Origin of the sequence: Streptomyces sp. Pv4-95 (assembly GCF_045782725.1) — a bacterium.
GTDB lineage: Bacteria > Actinomycetota > Actinomycetes > Streptomycetales > Streptomycetaceae > Streptomyces.
In genome coordinates this window covers 4,616,739-4,633,288 of record NZ_CP127172.1, presented here as the reverse complement: position 1 = coordinate 4,633,288, position 16,550 = coordinate 4,616,739, and the positions used below count along the sequence as shown (strand labels likewise).

Genomic DNA, 16,550 nt, shown 5'->3' with positions numbered 1-16,550 from the left:
TGGGAGCCTGTCCCGTGCTGCATCTGCGTCTGATCGTCCCGACGGACCTTACGGACGAGGTGGTGCGGCTGCTGGAGAGCACTGTCGGCACCGCCCACCTGGTCGTCCTGACCGGCGCCGCCCGTGATCCGCAGGGCGACGTGGTGATGTGCGACGTCGCCCGGGAGGCCGGCGACGAGCTGCTGGACCGGCTGCGCAAGCTGGGCCTGGACCGGGCCGGTTCGATCGCGGTCGAGAACATCGACCTGTCGCTCTCCCGGCGCGCCGACCGCGCGGAGGACGACGCACCGGGCGAGGGCGCCGACGCCGTCCTGTGGGAGTCGCTCACCGACGCCACCCACGAGGAGTCCACCCTCTCCGTCACCTACCTGGCGTTCCTGACGCTCGCCACGATGATCGCGGCCTGCGGCGTGGTGCTGGACAACGCGATCCTGATCGTCGGCGCGATGGCCGTCGGCCCGGAGTTCGGCCCGGTGGCCGGCATCTGCACGGCGCTGGTGCAGCGTGCCCCGCGGCTGGCCTGGCGCTCCCTGGTGGCGCTGGTCGTCGGCTTCGCGGTGGCGATGGTGGTGACGGTCGGGTTCGCCTTCTTCATGGACGCGGTGGGGCTCTTCGAGTCCGAGGCCCTGAAGGCGACCCGGCCCAACACCAACTTCATCTACCGGCCCGACTGGTTCTCGTTCGTCGTCGCCGTCCTCGCTGGTATCGCCGGTGTGCTCTCGCTGACCTCCTCCAAGTCCGGCGCCCTGGTCGGCGTGGCCATCTCGGTGACCACCGTCCCGGCCGCCGCCAACGCCGCGGTCGCCCTCAGCTACGGTCAGTTCGCCCAGGCCCGCGGCTCATCGGAGCAGCTGCTGCTCAACCTCGTGGGAATCGTGCTGGCCGGAGTGGCCACCCTGCTGGCCCAGAAGGCCCTGTGGTCCGGACAGCGACGCCGCCGCGGCGGCACGGCCGCGGCCAAGTGACCCGACGGGACGAACGGGGCCGCCGAGACCCAGGTGACGGCACGTCCTAAGAGGTCATCTGCGGAGCGGGGCAAACGGGGTCGACCCACCCCACCGGCCGCCCCGACACGTCCGTTCGTCGGACCGTCCGACATACTCGTGCCGCATGAACGAGGCATGGGAAGTACTCATTCTTATCGGCATGGTCCTGTTCATGGCCGCCATATTCGGGGGTTACATCTGGGCCTCGCGGTACGTGAAGAAAAGGGATGGCCAAAGCACCGAACAACGGGACGAGCTGCTCCAGTTGGTGGCGAGCCGGGGCTGGAGCCACACCGCTTGGGTTCCCGGCGGCGGAGACCGCTACTGCGGCGGGGAGCCGCTACCAGGACAGGGCACCAATATCCCCATAGCAGACCAAATCGTCGGTGAGTTCCGGGGTCGCGCCATCTGCTGCTTCGAGTACAACTCGCGCGGAACGGACGTGGACGGCCCGAACACGGTGCAGCGCTCCACGGTGTTCACCGTGGCGTCGGCGACGCCCGTACCTCGGATGGTCATTAAACGGCCGCGGGCGCTGGACAAGTGGAACGCGCGCGTGGGCGCCCTGTTCGGCGGCGGCAAGGTGATGGAGCTGGGCGTCCCCGAATTCGACGAGGCATTTCGAGTGATCGCCAACGACGAAGAGTTCGCACGCAATGTCCTGACCGGCTCTTTGGCGCAGTTCCTCATGTCCGACCCCCGCGCAAAGGAAGAGCCGCTCCGGTTCCAGGGAAACGATCTGATCACCTGGCATCGGGGGCGACTCCGGGCGGAACAGATCGAGCAGAAGCTGAACTATCTGTGCGACGTCCTGGACCACCAGCCGGCGCAGGCGTAACACGCAGCCCGAAGGACATGTGCCCACGTGTGAGCCCCTCGCTGATTCGGATCGCGAGGGGCTCACCCATGAGGGCCGAGACGCACCGGACTTACACCGCGTCAGGGCCCGCCGGGCGAATGGACCGGACAAACTCCTCGAAGTCGTCCGCGACCTGATCCAGCTGGGACTGCTTGGCCGTCAATGCCAGCTCGATCACCGCGTGTTCGGTCGGATTGTGCGCATCGTGCATGACCAGATAGACCTGGCTCTGGACCAGCTCCACGGGAAACCCGCGCAATGTGGTGGAGAGTCGCAGCGTCTGGGTCAACGCAGGAACCTCCGGGGAGCCCCCTTGAGCCTGCTTGACGACGCTCACGGCCGCCCCCTCGCGCAGCCGCTCGACCGACTCGTGCGCGAATGTCACCAGGTCGGCTTCATCCCGGATTTTACCGGCGATCGTGATATTCGCGGTGAACGTGTCCCGTGACTCGAGGTGGAGTGCGATGAAGGCCGCTCCGGGAGCACCCACCTCATCGGGGGGTGCAGACTGCCAGCCCTCCGGCAGCGAAAATTCGATCTTTACCGGCAGCGTGGTCGCCATCGTGGATCAACTCCTATCGTGCGAAATCCGAGGCCAGTGTCATCCGAAGGGGTTGATGGACTCCAACCCGTCACCCACTGCGTCGAGGCCGTCACCTACCGCGTCCCCTACGTCGCCGACCGTGTCCACGAACTTCTGTGGGTCGATTTCGGCCTGGAAGCCGACCTTGCCCCCGAGGCCGAGTCCGACGCCCACATCGGCGCCGATGACGAACTTTCCGTCCTTCATGCCGGCGTCCGCATGAGCAGCGGCTCCGACTCCGGCCCACCCTTCAGCGGTGGCACCGGCCCCGACACCGGCCACATCCGCGTGGGCACTCGCAGTTGCCTTGGCGCCCGCGAAAGCCTCGGCACCCGCGTGCACACCGTCCTTACCCACGGATGCGTTCGTCGCCGCTTCAGCCCCGACGAACCCCGTGGCATCCGCCTTGATCGCGGCGGGGCCGTACTCGACGCCGCCCTCCGCGGATGCCTGCGCCAGGTACGCCTTACCGCCGGCTGCGATCTGGGCTCTGCCGTCCGTGACCGACGCACCCACTGTGCCTTCCGCGCCGAGAAGTTTGAGGCCGGCCTTTCCGGACACCTTCCCGTCGTCTCCGAACTGTGACTCGCCTTCGGCCTCCTTCTCCCAAGCACTCACCTCCGCCTTCCGCTCCCACAGCTTGACCTCAGTGGCCCGGGGCTTCTTGGCATTGGGGTCCTCAGGGCCCGCCGCGCCGTAGTACTTCTTCCTGCTGTTCGGCCTGTCGGTCAGCGGGCTGGATTCGTAGAGTTCCCTGAGGCTGGCACTGGCCTTTCCCGATTCCTTTTGCTGTTCGGCGGTCTTGCCCGCCCTTTGCAGCCAGGACGGCGCGTCGGAAGCACCACCGGACGCGTCCTTGAGCTTCCCCGCCGCCGACTCGGCTTCGTCCCGCACATGCTGTCGCGCGGTCTTCAGAATCTGCTGGGCCTGGCTTTCATCGCCGCCGTCCCACAGCTCGATCGCCTCGCGCGCCTGCCCCTGCGCCGCGCTCAACGCCGAGGCGTACCCACTGACGGCCGCGGCCGCGTCGGACAGCGCATCGGAAGCGTAGAGCCAATTCTTCTTCTCACCGGAAAGTTTTTCGTAGAACCGGTCGCCGGCTTGACCGTTCCAGCCGGATATTCGTACGGCACCCAGCTCCCGTGCGACGGTCTCGAATTTTCCGGATTGTTTCTTCAACGCCTGCGCAACGCCCTCGACGTCCCCTGCGTTGCCAGGGATGAGCCCCTTGGGGTCTTTTGTTTCGCCCAGCTCTTCCGTCATGCCCGCCCCCGCTGTTACAGCCCCGAACCGTTCTCATGCTGACGCTGATTTATGTACTTGATGTTCTCGTCGATATGGGATTCGTTTTGCTCATAGGTGTCCGCTTGGCTTTTCAGCTTGTCCGACATGTCGCCTGCGCGGTCACCGAGAACGAGATAAGCCACTTCCCACGTCTCGCAAAAAGCCTCAAACTTATCGGCGAGAATCTTGTCGCCCTGATCGGACCCGTCAAAGTCATCATTCAGCGCTCCAAAATCTGCGCCCTTGGCCGGGTTAAGAGACTTCAGTACAGCCGAAGCGCCGGCCCTGATCTCTTCCGGATCGGCTTTGAAATCCTCGCGACTGACGGACACCCTCGAACCACCCCCGTGAACATGCGCAAATGACAGGCGAGTTGACACTGTCGTTCTGGCGAATCTATCACTATCTGTGGGCCCGTCAGATCACTGGGTCACTTCGGACCCTCCGTCCGCAACTCACCCCATAAATCCGGCTGGTTGCGCAGGTCGCCGTATCGGTGAATTGTCCGTTCGACGCCACGCTACAAAGCGGGCGGCTGCCGATTGGCCTCAAGTGGGCGTGGAAATCGCCGAGTTCGGGAAACTCCCTCTTCACGAGTACGCAGAACGTTTTCCCCGTACCTCCCCCGAAGTCTCTGGCAGTCTCCATATTTCCCTCACCGAATCTTCCGACGGTGCGCTCACGCTCATCGATATCGGAAATCGCGGGACGATACGGATTCAATGAGGGGCAACCAGGTAAAGGATCCCGAGCAGAGCAGTGACCGCGGTTTCTCCGCCTCCAGGAACCGAGGCGGCGTCACATCGCGCGGGCAGGGCCCCGGTGTGGAGATCCGCCATCGCTTCCACTGCATCCGCCCACCATCCCGCACCCGAATACGGTGCCCCACGCATCATGTGGCGTGGGTGGACGCGTAGTTGGTGATGCCCCCTGACAGCCCCTCAAGGCGCAGCCCGCCCGGTTCTCCCCCGACCCCCGATCCCCGCCCCCCCCCCGCATACGACAGCGGGCCCGCTCCCCCCGGACGAGGGGAGCGGGCCCGCTGCGGGCGTTCCAGGAGGCGCTATCCCAGCGCCGACTTCACGACATCCGCGAGCCGCTCGGCGACCGACCGTGCCTGCTCGATGTCGGCGGCCTCGACCATGACCCGGACCAGCGGCTCGGTGCCGGAGGAGCGCAGCAGCACCCGGCCGGTCGCACCCAGCTCCCGCTCCGCGTCGGTGACCGCGGCGGTCAGCGCGGCCGAGGTGGTCACCCGCGACTTGTCGACGTCGGGGACGTTGATGAGGATCTGCGGCAGCCGCTCCATGACGCCCGCCAGCTCGGCCAGGGACCGGCCGGTCGCGGCGACCCGGGCCGCCAGCATCAGACCTGTCAGGGTGCCGTCGCCGGTCGTGGCGTGGTCGAGCACGATGACGTGACCGGACTGCTCGCCGCCCAGCGCGTAGCCGCCCGCCTTCATCTCCTCCAGGACGTAGCGGTCGCCGACCGCCGTCCGGAGGAACTCGATGCCCTCGCGCTCCATGGCCAGCTTGAAGCCCAGGTTGGACATGACCGTGGCGACGACGGTGTTCTTGCGCAGCGCGCCGGACTCGCGCATGCCGAGGGCGAGGACGGCCAGGATCTGGTCGCCGTCGATCTCGTTGCCGTCCTGGTCGACGGCCAGGCAGCGGTCGGCGTCGCCGTCGTGCGCGACACCCAGGTCGGCGCCGTGCTCGACGACGGCCTCGCGCAGCAGCTGCAGATGGGTCGAGCCGCAGCCGTCGTTGATGTTCAGGCCGTCGGGGTCGGTGCCGATGGTGATGACGTCGGCACCGGCCCGGGCGAATGCCTCGGGCGAGACGCGGGAGGCCGCGCCGTGCGCACCGTCGATGACGATCTTCAGCCCGTCCAGGCGGTTGGGCAGGACCCCGACGAGGTGCGCGACGTAGTTGTCGAAGCCCTCGTCGTAGACGGTGACCCGGCCCACGCCGTCGCCGGTCGGCCGGTCCCACGGCTCACCCGTGCTGTGGCCGCGGTAGGTCTCCTCGATGCGGTCCTCCAGCTCGTCGGCGAGCTTGTGGCCGCCGCGGGCGAAGAACTTGATGCCGTTGTCGGGCATCGGGTTGTGGCTTGCGGAGAGCATCACGCCGAGGTCGGCGCCGAGCGCGCCGGTCAGATACGCGACCGCCGGGGTCGGGAGCACACCCACCCGCAGGACGTCGACACCGGCGCTGGCCAGGCCCGCGACGACCGCGGCCTCCAGGAACTCCCCGGACGCGCGTGGATCGCGCCCGACGACGGCCACCGGCCGGTGCCTTTCGAGCGCCGATCCGTCGCTCGCCCGTCCCCCTTGGCCTACTGGGCTGCGCCCTGGTGCCTCCTCGGCGAGTACATGCGCCGCAGCGACCGACAGGCCGAGCGCGAGCTCCGCTGTCAGATCGGCATTGGCGACACCGCGCACACCGTCCGTGCCGAAGAGTCGTCCCACTGGTGTCCTCCGAGTAGATGAGCTTGGACCAGAGACTGAAGTCCAGGTATACGCCCCTGGTCGTGGAAAGCCGAACGCCCCGGCTGCACGGAGTGTGCCACCGGGGCGTTCGCCAAGAGCTGCAAGCTGCAGCGAGCGCGGTTAGCGCTTGCTGTACTGCGGCGCCTTGCGGGCCTTCTTGAGGCCGGCCTTCTTGCGCTCGACCGCACGGTCGTCGCGCTTGAGGAAGCCGGCCTTCTTCAGCGGGGCGCGGTTGTTGTCCACGTCCGCCTCGTTCAGCGCACGGGCGACGCCCAGACGCAGCGCACCGGCCTGGCCGGAGATGCCGCCGCCGGAGATGCGGGCGACGACGTCGTAGCGGTTGTCGAGCTCGAGCACCTTGAAGGGCTCGTTGACTTCCTGCTGGTGCACCTTGTTGGGGAAGTAGCCCTCAAGGGTGCGACCGTTGATCTTCCACTGACCGGTGCCCGGAACGATCCGGACGCGGGCGATGGCGTTCTTGCGACGGCCCAGGCCGGCAGCCGGCTGGGGGTCGCCGAAGCGGGAGGCGAGGGACTCGGAGGTGTACTCCGACTCCACGACCTCGGTCTCGGTGGTGTATTCCTCGACGGCCACGTCTTCGTTCTCGACGACGGGGGTCTCGGGAGTGGTCTCGGCCACGATGCTCCTCAGATTCTTTTCGTCTTAGGGGGTGGCCGGACTTACTGCGCGACCTGGGTGATCTCGAACGGGACCGGCTGCTGAGCAGCGTGCGGGTGCTCGGCGCCCGCGTAGACCTTCAGCTTCGAGAGCATCTGGCGGCCGAGGGTGTTCTTGGGAAGCATGCCCTTGATGGCCTTCTCGACGGCCTTCTCGGGGTTCTTCTCGAGCAGCTCGTCGTAGCGGACGGAGCGCAGACCACCCGGGAAGCCGGAGTGGCGGTAGGCCATCTTCTGGCTCCGCTTGTTGCCGGAGAGGTGCACCTTGTCGGCGTTGACGATGATGACGAAGTCACCGGTGTCAACGTGCGGCGCGTACACCGGCTTGTGCTTGCCCCTCAGGAGGGACGCGGCCTGGGTGGCCAGACGGCCCAGGACAACGTCCTGCGCGTCAATGATGTGCCACTGGCGCTGAACATCGCCGGGCTTGGGGCTGAACGTACGCACGGTCGTAGCCTTCGCTTCTTCAGAGGTGGGGTCTCCCGTCGGTCCGAAGACCTCGGGGAAGGGTCCTGTACTGGTCACCACGGTCGATCACACCAGCATTGGCGGCACTACGGGTGACGCAACCCGATCGTCCGCCTCTGGGAATCGGCCCGGTGGACCGGCGTAAGGCCCCCTCACGTGAGATAGAGCAAGCCAATACGCATAACGAACTCGCAGAATACCGACCCGACCCCGTACGGGTCAAAACGCGTCCCGAACCGGCGTACGATCTTGACCCGTCTCCGCCAGGGTCACCGTCCGCACCACCCGCCGCCGCGCACAGGCCCGGGCGGTCACCGCGGCGAGCAGCCACAGCGTCGCCGCGTCCCGGAAGGCCCGCCGCTGGATCGCCTCCAGATACGGCCAGGCGAAGCCGGAGACCTGCGGCACCAGCGCCACCCAGAACCACACCGTACGCGGCACCGAGCCGGCCACCGCCACCGACGCCAGCAGCGGGAGCAGCACCACCAGCAGGTAGTGGTCGAAGGACGGCCGGGAGACCAGGAACGCCGCCAGCATCAGCATGGCCGCGGTCTCCACCGGCCGCCGCGGCCCGTGCTCCCCCCGCCGCCACCGCAGCCAGGCGCAGCCCACGCCCGCCGCGGCCACCACCGCGGCCGCCCCGTACGCGAGCGCCCCGGGCACGTCGAACCGCGTCAGGATCATGCCGAGAGAAGCGTCGAAGGGCCGGGCGAAGGCGTCCTGCCCGTGGAGCAGGAACGGCAGCGTCCGCGTGAAGAACATCCCCGGCCGCGGCATCATCAGCGCCGCGAGCACCGACGCCGCCACCGGCACCACGAGCGCCACCGCCAGCGCCCGCCACCGCCGCCCGAAGACGAACAGCAGCAACAGCGGCACCAGCATCGGCTTGACCGCCAGCGCGAGCCCGACCACCAGCCCGGCCGCCCCCCACCGCGCGCGCTGGACACACAGCAGCGCGAAGGGCAGCGCGACCACGGACGCCAGCGTCCAGTTCCCGATGTTCACCACATTGCGAAACGGCTCGAAGAACACCAGCCCGACGACGCCGAGCGCCGCGAGCCGGCTGCCCGCCGCCACCTTGAAGATCCGCAGCGACGCCCACCACCCCGCGAGCACCGCCGCCTGCCCCACCCCGATGACCAGCATCCGCAGCTGCCCCCGGGAGAGCAGCGCCTCGGGCACCGCCGCCAGCACCGCGCTGGGCAGGTACAGGAACCGCCTGTCGGTGTACGGCGCGCCGCCGTCCAGAAACGTCCGGGCGGCCCGCACCACGAAGTCGTTGTCCATCCCGACGTTCGGGCTGGTGCGGTACATCTGCGCACCCAGCACGGCCAGCAGGCCGAGCGCCACCGCACGCAGCACCCACGAAGCCGGGGCGAGCAGCCAGCCGACCGGCGGCTGACCGCCTCCCGCGACCTGCCCCGCCGCGCCCTCCGTGGCCAGTTCCGCGATTCCCTTGCCGCCAGAAATGCCCGCTTCGTCCGCAGTCATGCGGTCAGGCTATGAGCCGCCCGCTCAGCGCTTCCGCTCGACACGGCGCTCGTCCCACACCGGCTCCGGGGTCTCCCGCACCAGCCCGTCCTGCCCGAAGACCAGGAACCGGTCGAAGGAGCGCGCGAACCACCGGTCGTGCGTCACCGCCACCACCGTCCCGTCGTACGCCTCCAGCCCCTCCTGCAACGCCTCCGCCGACTCCAGGTCCAGGTTGTCGGTCGGCTCGTCCAGCAGCAGCGCCGTCGTACCGGACAGCTCCAGCAGCAGGATCTGGAAGCGCGCCTGCTGGCCGCCCGAGAGCTTCTCGAAGCGCTGCTCCGCCTGCTTCTCCAGCTCGTAGCGGCGCAGCGCCGACATCGCCTGGCCCTTGTTCTTGGCGTGCTCGGTCCAGAGGATGTCCAGCAGCGCGCGGCCCATCAGCTCCGGATGCGCGTGTGTCTGCGCGAAGTGCCCCGGGACGACGCGGGCGCCCAGCTTCCACTTCCCGGAGTGCGCCACGGGATTCTCCTGGTCGCCGGCCAGCAGCCGCAGGAAGTGCGACTTGCCCGAGCCGTTCGACCCCAGGACCGCGACCCGCTCGCCGTAGAAGATCTCCAGGTCGAAGGGCTTCATCAGGCCGGTCAGCTCCAGCCCCTCGCAGGTGATCGCCCGGACGCCGGTACGGCCGCCGTGCAGCCGCATCGTGATGTCCTGCTCGCGCGGCGGCTCCGGCGGCGGGCCGGCCTCCTCGAACTTCCGCAGCCGGGTCTGGGCCGCCGCATAGCGCGAGGCCAGCTCGTGGCTGACCGAGGCCGCCTGCCGTAGGGACAGCACCAGCTTCTTGAGCTGGGCGTGCTTCTCGTCCCACCGCCGCCGCAGCTCCTCGAAGCGCGCGAAGCGCTCCTTGCGCGCCGCGTGGTAGGTCGCGAAGCCGCCGCCGTGCACCCACACGTCGGAGCCCGCGGGCCCCGGCTCGACACTGACGATCTTCTCCGCGGAACGGGCCAGCAGCTCCCGGTCGTGCGAGACGAACAGCACCGTCTTACGGGTCTCGCGCAGCTGCTCCTCCAGCCACCGCTTGCCCGGCACGTCCAGATAGTTGTCCGGCTCGTCCAGCAGCAGCACCTCGTCGGTGCCCCGCAGCAGCGACTCCAGCACCAGCCGCTTCTGCTCGCCCCCGGACAGCGTCCGGACCTGCCGCCACTGCGCCTTCTCGTACGGCATGCCCAGCGCGGCCGTGGTGCAGATGTCCCAGACCGTCTCCGCCTCGTAGCCACGGGCCTCGGCCCAGTCGCTGAGCGCCTGCGCGTATGCCATCTGCGCGTCCTCGTCGTCCGAGGTCATGATCGCCAGCTCGGCGGCGTCCACCGCCGCGGCCGCCTCCCGGATCCGCGGCTGCGCTACGGACACCAGCAGATCGCGCACCGTCCGCTCGTCCCGCACCGACCCGACGAACTGCGGCATCACCCCCAGGCCGCCGCTGACCGTCACCGCCCCGCCGTGCGGCCGCAGCTCCCCCGCGATCAGCCGCAGCAGCGTCGTCTTCCCCGCGCCGTTGGCCCCCACCAACGCCACCGAGGCGCCCTCCCCCACCCGGAAGGACACATCCCCCAGCAGGACCCTCCCGTCCGGCAGGTAGTACTCCAGATGCCCGGCTTCAAGATGTCCCATGGGCTGGATTCTCACGGCCCGTCGCGCATTCCACCAATCGGTTTAGGATGCGCGGCATGAGCTTTGGGCAAGGGGGGCCGTTCGACGGCCCCGGGGGCACGACCCCGGACTGGGACGCACTCGCCGAAGAGAGCGAAGCACGCGCCCGCCGCAAGCGCTGGATGTACATCGGCGGTGGCGCGCTCGCGACGGTCGCGGTGGCCGGCATCGTGGCCGCCGCGGTCATGACCAGCGGAAGCGACCCGAAGGGCGGCAGCGCGTCGGCGCCGCCCTCGGCGTCCGGCCTGACCGAGGAACCGGACGACAAACCGTCCTTCCCGGATGTCTCCGTCCCGCCCCCGCCGAACCCTCGCGACTACATCTCCGACCCGGCGAAGGACAAGGCCCCTCTCACTCCCGCCACTCTCTTCCCGCAGAAGAAGATGATCGTGGGCGAGAACACCTACGCGCGCGCGAAGACCTCCTCCACCAAGGACTGCACAGCCGCCGCCCAGGGCGCCCTCGGCTCCCTGCTGTCCCACAACGGCTGCTCACAGCTGCTGCGTGCCACCTACTCCAAGGGCGGCATGGCTGTCACCGTCGGCATCGCGGTCTTCGACTCCCCGGCGAAGGCGGAGCGGGTCAAGAACCAGAGCAAGCCCAACCTCGCCCCGCTCGCCGGTGACGGCATCCCCGCGTCGTTCTGCCAGGGCACGAAATGCCTGATGAACACCAACGCCACCGGTCGCTACGCCTACTTCACGATCGCCGGCTTCACCAACGGCAAGCCCGTGACGGGCTCGGAGGCCCAGGCCCGCCGGATCGGCGGGGACGCCGCCGGGTACGCCTTCAACCAGATCACCCAGCGCGGCAAGGACCAGGCGACCCAGGCCGCCCGGGAGCAGGCGAAGGAAGCCCAGGAACGGGCCCAGAAGCAGTCCTGAACCGGGCCGGGCGCCGCCGCCCGAGCCGCCCCCCCCACGCGGGCGCCACCCTCCCGGTGGCACCCGCGGGCGCGGCGCCCCCGCCCGCCTCAGCAGCAGCCGCCCGCCCCCGGGGCGCTCCCCGCCGCACTGGGCAGGGTCCGCTTGTTGCGCGCCTCCAGATTGCGGGCCATCAGCAGCTCGTCGGCCGGATAGCCGACCTCCTCCAGCGTCAGCCCGTGCGGCCGCACCACATGCACCGCCGAGTCCCGCACCCCCGCGGCCAGCACCTTGCCCGCCCACTCCACCGGCCGGTGCCCGTCCCCGACGAACAGCAGCGCGCCGACCAGCGACCGCACCATGTTGTGGCAGAACGCGTCGGCCCGCACCGTCGCCGTGACGATCCCGTCCGCGCCGCGCTCCCAGCTCAGCGTCTGCAGCGTCCGGATCGTCGTCGCGCCCTCCCGGCGCTTGCAGTACGCCGCGAAGTCGTGCTCCCCCAGCAGCGCCTGCGACGCCGCGTTCATCGCGTCGACGTCCAGCTCCCAGTCGTGCCACAGCACGTGGCCGCGCAGCAGCGGGTCCACACCGCCCGGGTGATCGGTCACCCGGTAGGCATAGCGGCGCCAGATCGCCGAGAACCGCGCGTTGAAGCCGTACGGCGCCTCCACGGCACGCCACACCCGGACGTCCTTGGGCAGCCGCCCGGCCAGCCGGCGCAGCAGGCGGTCGCCGTGCTCGGCCCACACCGGCTCCGGCAGATCCACGTGCGCCACCTGCCCGCGCGCGTGCACCCCCGCATCGGTCCGTCCGGCGACCGTGAGCTCGTACGTCTCGTCCGACCGCGTCACCGTCCGCAGCGCGCTCTCCACCTCGCCCTGCACGGTGCGCCGCTCGCGCTGCTTCGCCCAGCCCGAGAAGTCCTTCCCGTCATAGGAAAGATCCAGCCGCACCCGTACGTACCCGGGCTCCACCTCATCGCTCACGCCGCGATCCTCTCAAAACCCACACCCTCGACAGACCTGCCCCCGGACATACGGAACGGGCCCGCTCCCCAGAGGGAACGGACCCGTCCGCGCACACAGACAGCCTCAGGCGTCCTTGGACTCCTCGGCCGGCGCCTCGTCGGCCTTGGCCTCGACGGCCTCGTCCTTCTTCAGCGCGTCTTCCTTGACCGCACGCTTGGTGGCGGCCTCGGCCTCACCGGTGGCCTGCTGGGCCACGGTCAGCGCCTCCACCAGCTCGATGACAGCCATGGGAGCGTTGTCGCCACGACGGTTACCGATCTTGGTGATACGGGTGTAGCCACCCGGGCGGTTCTCGAACCGCGGACCGACCTCGGTGAAGAGCGTGTGGACGACGCTCTTGTCGGAGATCAGCTGCATGACCTGACGGCGGTTGTGAAGGTCACCCTTCTTCGCCTTGGTCACCAGACGCTCGGCGTACGGGCGCAGACGACGGGCCTTGGCCTCGGTCGTGGTGATGCGACCGTGCTCGAAGAGAGCGGTGGCCAGGTTCCGCAGCATCAGACGCTCGTGCGCGGCGCTGCCGCCCAGACGGGCACCCTTGGCGGGCTTCGGCATGGTGTTTCTCCTTCATTGCTGCACCGGCCGTATCAGGTACCGGTGTCAGTTCCCACGAGGCGGCCGCCCCGCGGAAGATTCACACGGCGAAGGCCCGGGGAAGACCCCGGACCTTCGCCGGACAGGCTCAGTACTGCTCGGTCTCCACGAAACCGGCGTCCGCGTCGTCGTCGGCGCCGAAGGCGTCGGCGGCGGCGGTCGGGTCGAATCCGGGCGGGCTGTCCTTGAGCGCCAGGCCCATGCCGGCCAGCTTCGCCTTGACCTCGTCGATCGACTTCGCACCGAAGTTGCGGATGTCGAGCAGGTCCGCCTCGGAGCGGGCGACGAGCTCGCCCACCGAGTGGATGCCCTCACGCTTGAGGCAGTTGTACGAGCGGACCGTGAGCTCCAGCTCCTCGATCGGCAGCGCCAGATCGGCGGCCAGGGCGGCATCCGTGGGCGAGGGGCCCATGTCGATGCCCTCGGCGTCGATGTTGAGCTCGCGCGCCAGACCGAACAGCTCGACCAGGGTCTTACCGGCCGACGCCATGGCGTCACGCGGACGCATGGCCTGCTTGGTCTCGACGTCGACGATCAGCTTGTCGAAGTCGGTGCGCTGCTCGACACGGGTCGCCTCGACCTTGTACGTGACCTTGAGCACCGGCGAGTAGATGGAGTCGACCGGGATACGGCCGATCTCCTGGCCCACCTGCTTGTTCTGGACGGCGGAGACGTAGCCGCGACCGCGCTCGACGGTCAGCTCCATCTCCAGCTTGCCCTTGCCGTTGAGCGTGGCGAGGACCAGGTCCGGGTTGTGCACCTCGACACCGGCCGGGGGCGCGATGTCAGCAGCGGTGACCAGGCCGGGACCCTGCTTGCGCAGGTACATCACGACCGGCTCGTCGTGCTCCGAGGAGACGACCAGCTGCTTGATGTTGAGGATGAGGTCGGTGACGTCCTCCTTGACGCCCGGCACGGTGGTGAACTCGTGCAGGACACCGTCGATGCGGATGGACGTGACCGCCGCACCCGGGATCGAGGAGAGGAGCGTACGACGCAGGGAGTTACCGAGGGTGTAGCCGAAGCCCGGCTCCAGCGGCTCGATCACGAACCGGGAGCGGTATTCGTCGACGACCTCTTCGGTCAACGAGGGACGCTGAGCAATCAGCATGGTGTTCGATCCTTCAGTCGTGGACGCCCGCTATTTGACGTCCGCTGTACTTCAAAGGGTACGGGCGGTACGGCGCCAATGGCTCCGTACCGCCCGGACCATTGCGCTACTACTTGGAGTAGAGCTCAACGATCAGCTGCTCCTGCACCTGGGTGTCGATCACCTGGCGCTCGGGCATGCTGTGCACGAGAACCCGGAGGTTCGACGGGATCGCTTCCAGCCAGGCCGGAACCGTCCGGTCGCCGGCCTCGGCCTGCGCCACCGCGAACGGGGTCAGGTTCCGAGAGCCCTCGCGGACCTCGATGATGTCGTTCGCCGCCACACGAGCCGACGGAATGTCGGTCTTGCGGCCGTTCACGTTGATGTGTCCGTGACGGACCAGCTGACGCGCGTGGTCGCGGGACTTGGCGAAGCCGGCCCGGTAGACCACGTTGTCGAGACGAGTCTCAAGGATGCGCAGAAGGTTCTCACCGGTCTTGCCGGTCTTCTGGTTCGCTTCCTTGTAGTAGTTCACGAACTGCTTCTCAAGGACACCGTAGATACGGCTGCACTTCTGCTTCTCACGAAGCTGGAGCAGGTACTCGCTGTCCTTGGTGCGCCCGCGTCCGTGCTCACCCGGGGGGTAAGGACGAATCTCGATCGGGCACTTTGCGCTCTCACACTTGCTGCCCTTGAGGAACAGCTTCTGCTTCTCCCGACGGCAACGCTTGCAGTCGGCCCCGGTGTAACGCGCCATATTATTTTGTCTCCTACTTCAGCGGGTCAGACGCGGCGACGCTTGGGCGGCCGGCATCCGTTGTGCGGAGTGGGGGTGACGTCCTGGATCGAACCCACCTCGAGGCCGGTGGCCTGGAGGGAGCGGATCGCGGTCTCACGGCCGGAGCCGGGACCCTTGACGAAGACGTCAACCTTGCGCATGCCGTGCTCCTGCGCGCGGCGGGCGGCCGACTCGGCGGCCATCTGCGCGGCGAAGGGGGTGGACTTGCGCGAGCCCTTGAAGCCGACGTGGCCGGCAGAGGCCCAGGAAATCACGTTGCCCGTGGGGTCCGTGATCGAAACGATGGTGTTGTTGAACGTGCTCTTGATGTGAGCGTGCCCGTGGGCGACGTTCTTCTTCTCCTTGCGGCGCACCTTCTTGGCGCCGGCCGTACGGCCCTTCGGAGGCATTCATTACTCCCGTGGAGGTGGTCGGTCCTACTACTCGGACCGCGATGGCCTGCGGTGGTTCGGAGGTGACCCCCGGAACACCGCAGTGCGTCCGGTGAGGACTACTTCTTGCCCGGCTTCTTCTTGCCGGCGATCGCGCGACGCGGACCCTTGCGGGTACGGGCGTTCGTGCTGGTGCGCTGACCGTGCACGGGCAGACCGCGACGGTGACGCAGACCCTGGTAGCAGCCGATCTCGACCTTGCGGCGGATGTCGGCCTGAATCTCGCGACGGAGGTCACCCTCGGTCTTGAGGTTGTTGTCCACGTACTCGCGGATCTTGACCAGGTCTTCCTCGGCCAGGTCGCGGACCCGGGTGTCCGGGTTCACGCCGGTGGCGGCGAGGGTCTGCTGCGACAGCGTGCGCCCGATACCGAAGACGTAGGTGAGGGCGACCTCCACGCGCTTTTCGCGCGGGAGATCAACGCCTGCGAGGCGTGCCATTGATGTGGCTCCTGATGGCTATTCGGAGGTCTTCCGCAGCACCGTTCCCGTAAGACTCTGAAGAATTACGAGCCGGGTCCCCGGCCTCCGAGCCGGGGGTGTCGTCCCCACGCAAGGAATGCGGGGGTCGGGTGACTGCGTATGTACGTATGTGTTGCGTCGCGCGAAGTACTGCGAAATGCAGGTTGGTCGGCGTGCGTCAGCCCTGGCGCTGCTTGTGGCGCAGGTTGTCGCAGATGACCATGACCCGGCCGTGACGGCGGATCACCTTGCACTTGTCGCAGATCTTCTTGACGCTCGGCTTGACCTTCATGGGATGTGAGGTTCTCCGGGTCAGTGCCGTCACCCCACGGGAGCGGGGCGCCGACAAGATCTACTTGTAGCGGTAGACGATCCGGCCACGCGTGAGGTCGTAGGGAGAAAGCTCCACCACAACCCGGTCATCAGGAAGAATACGGATGTAGTGCATCCGCATCTTGCCGCTGATGTGCGCGAGGACCTTGTGACCGTTCTGGAGTTCTACCTTGAACATTGCGTTCGGCAGAGACTCGATCACGGTGCCCTCGATCTCGATGGCACCTTGCTTCTTGGCCACGCTTCGCCTTTCGAATCGGCTACCTTGATCGACTCTCCTGCGGGGGCCGCTTCGAGAAGCAGACACACGGATGCACGAGAGCCGACGCGTCAGTCTACGTCAGCGCTCTCGAAAAGACGAATCCACGATTATTGCCCACCAGCCGTGATCCTTAAGCGCAGCGGGCCCGCTCGGGCCCC

Annotated in this window: 19 protein-coding genes; 3 read left to right on the top strand and 16 right to left on the bottom strand. The window is 68.2% G+C overall.

Annotated elements, in window-relative coordinates; translation table 11 throughout:
- Window positions 1–14 precede the first annotated feature (14 nt).
- Both QOM21_RS20390 and QOM21_RS20385 read left to right on the top strand, forming a co-directional pair.
- Complete coding sequence (locus QOM21_RS20390) at window positions 15–965, top strand: DUF389 domain-containing protein (RefSeq protein ID WP_407552016.1); 951 nt, start codon at window positions 15–17, stop codon at window positions 963–965.
- Between the two features lie 145 nt (window positions 966–1,110).
- Window positions 1,111–1,824 (top strand): hypothetical protein, encoded by a 714-nt coding sequence (locus tag QOM21_RS20385; protein ID WP_407552014.1) that lies wholly within the window; start codon window positions 1,111–1,113, stop codon window positions 1,822–1,824.
- A gap of 91 nt (window positions 1,825–1,915) precedes the next feature.
- On the opposite strand, the gene QOM21_RS20380 is transcribed toward QOM21_RS20385, so the two are convergent.
- The 8 genes from QOM21_RS20380 to QOM21_RS20345 all read right to left on the bottom strand — a co-directional run bounded on the left by QOM21_RS20380 (window position 1,916) and on the right by QOM21_RS20345 (window position 10,492).
- Complete coding sequence (locus QOM21_RS20380) at window positions 1,916–2,407, bottom strand: hypothetical protein (protein WP_407552013.1); 492 nt, start codon at window positions 2,405–2,407, stop codon at window positions 1,916–1,918.
- 39 nt (window positions 2,408–2,446) lie between these two features.
- Window positions 2,447–3,691, bottom strand: a complete 1,245-nt coding sequence (locus tag QOM21_RS20375) for a putative T7SS-secreted protein (protein ID WP_407552011.1) — start codon at window positions 3,689–3,691, stop codon at window positions 2,447–2,449.
- A gap of 14 nt (window positions 3,692–3,705) precedes the next feature.
- Window positions 3,706–4,044 carry a hypothetical protein gene (locus QOM21_RS20370; protein ID WP_407552009.1) on the bottom strand — a complete coding sequence of 113 codons (339 nt, stop codon included), beginning with the start codon at window positions 4,042–4,044 and terminating at the stop codon, window positions 3,706–3,708.
- A gap of 731 nt (window positions 4,045–4,775) precedes the next feature.
- The gene (glmM, locus tag QOM21_RS20365) at window positions 4,776–6,182 is read right to left on the bottom strand and encodes a phosphoglucosamine mutase (RefSeq protein WP_407552007.1); all 1,407 of its coding nucleotides are present in this window, start codon (window positions 6,180–6,182) and stop codon (window positions 4,776–4,778) included.
- A gap of 141 nt (window positions 6,183–6,323) precedes the next feature.
- A complete protein-coding gene (gene rpsI / locus QOM21_RS20360; protein WP_393892685.1) occupies window positions 6,324–6,842 on the bottom strand; it encodes a 30S ribosomal protein S9 in 519 nt (172 codons plus the stop codon).
- Window positions 6,843–6,883: 41 nt separating this feature from the next.
- Window positions 6,884–7,327 (bottom strand): 50S ribosomal protein L13, encoded by a 444-nt coding sequence (gene rplM, locus QOM21_RS20355; RefSeq protein ID WP_393892686.1) that lies wholly within the window; start codon window positions 7,325–7,327, stop codon window positions 6,884–6,886.
- A gap of 240 nt (window positions 7,328–7,567) precedes the next feature.
- Complete coding sequence (locus QOM21_RS20350; RefSeq protein WP_407552005.1) at window positions 7,568–8,839, bottom strand: glycosyltransferase family 87 protein; 1,272 nt, start codon at window positions 8,837–8,839, stop codon at window positions 7,568–7,570.
- A gap of 24 nt (window positions 8,840–8,863) precedes the next feature.
- Entirely contained in the window at window positions 8,864–10,492 is a 1,629-nt protein-coding gene (locus QOM21_RS20345) for an ABC-F family ATP-binding cassette domain-containing protein (RefSeq protein WP_407552003.1), read from the bottom strand.
- A 56-nt stretch (window positions 10,493–10,548) separates the two neighbouring features.
- Here QOM21_RS20345 and QOM21_RS20340 point away from each other — a divergent pair, with 56 nt between their 5' ends.
- Window positions 10,549–11,415 (top strand): hypothetical protein, encoded by an 867-nt coding sequence (locus tag QOM21_RS20340; protein ID WP_407552001.1) that lies wholly within the window; start codon window positions 10,549–10,551, stop codon window positions 11,413–11,415.
- An 89-nt stretch (window positions 11,416–11,504) separates the two neighbouring features.
- On the opposite strand, the gene truA is transcribed toward QOM21_RS20340, so the two are convergent.
- The 8 genes from truA to infA all read right to left on the bottom strand — a co-directional run bounded on the left by truA (window position 11,505) and on the right by infA (window position 16,371).
- A complete protein-coding gene (truA, locus tag QOM21_RS20335) occupies window positions 11,505–12,380 on the bottom strand; it encodes a tRNA pseudouridine(38-40) synthase TruA (protein ID WP_407551999.1) in 876 nt (291 codons plus the stop codon).
- A gap of 105 nt (window positions 12,381–12,485) precedes the next feature.
- Window positions 12,486–12,977 (bottom strand): 50S ribosomal protein L17, encoded by a 492-nt coding sequence (gene rplQ, locus QOM21_RS20330; RefSeq protein WP_398553608.1) that lies wholly within the window; start codon window positions 12,975–12,977, stop codon window positions 12,486–12,488.
- A gap of 127 nt (window positions 12,978–13,104) precedes the next feature.
- The gene (locus QOM21_RS20325) at window positions 13,105–14,127 is read right to left on the bottom strand and encodes a DNA-directed RNA polymerase subunit alpha (RefSeq protein WP_003956430.1); all 1,023 of its coding nucleotides are present in this window, start codon (window positions 14,125–14,127) and stop codon (window positions 13,105–13,107) included.
- 109 nt (window positions 14,128–14,236) lie between these two features.
- Window positions 14,237–14,863 carry a 30S ribosomal protein S4 gene (gene rpsD, locus QOM21_RS20320; RefSeq protein ID WP_393892692.1) on the bottom strand — a complete coding sequence of 209 codons (627 nt, stop codon included), beginning with the start codon at window positions 14,861–14,863 and terminating at the stop codon, window positions 14,237–14,239.
- A gap of 26 nt (window positions 14,864–14,889) precedes the next feature.
- Entirely contained in the window at window positions 14,890–15,294 is a 405-nt protein-coding gene (gene rpsK / locus QOM21_RS20315) for a 30S ribosomal protein S11 (protein ID WP_004571845.1), read from the bottom strand.
- A 101-nt stretch (window positions 15,295–15,395) separates the two neighbouring features.
- Complete coding sequence (gene rpsM, locus QOM21_RS20310) at window positions 15,396–15,776, bottom strand: 30S ribosomal protein S13 (RefSeq protein WP_006604894.1); 381 nt, start codon at window positions 15,774–15,776, stop codon at window positions 15,396–15,398.
- Window positions 15,777–15,975: 199 nt separating this feature from the next.
- The gene (gene rpmJ, locus QOM21_RS20305) at window positions 15,976–16,089 is read right to left on the bottom strand and encodes a 50S ribosomal protein L36 (RefSeq protein WP_003956441.1); all 114 of its coding nucleotides are present in this window, start codon (window positions 16,087–16,089) and stop codon (window positions 15,976–15,978) included.
- A gap of 60 nt (window positions 16,090–16,149) precedes the next feature.
- Window positions 16,150–16,371: a translation initiation factor IF-1 gene (gene infA, locus QOM21_RS20300; protein ID WP_003956442.1), complete on the bottom strand. Its 222-nt coding sequence runs from the start codon at window positions 16,369–16,371 to the stop codon at window positions 16,150–16,152.
- Window positions 16,372–16,550 lie beyond the last annotated feature (179 nt).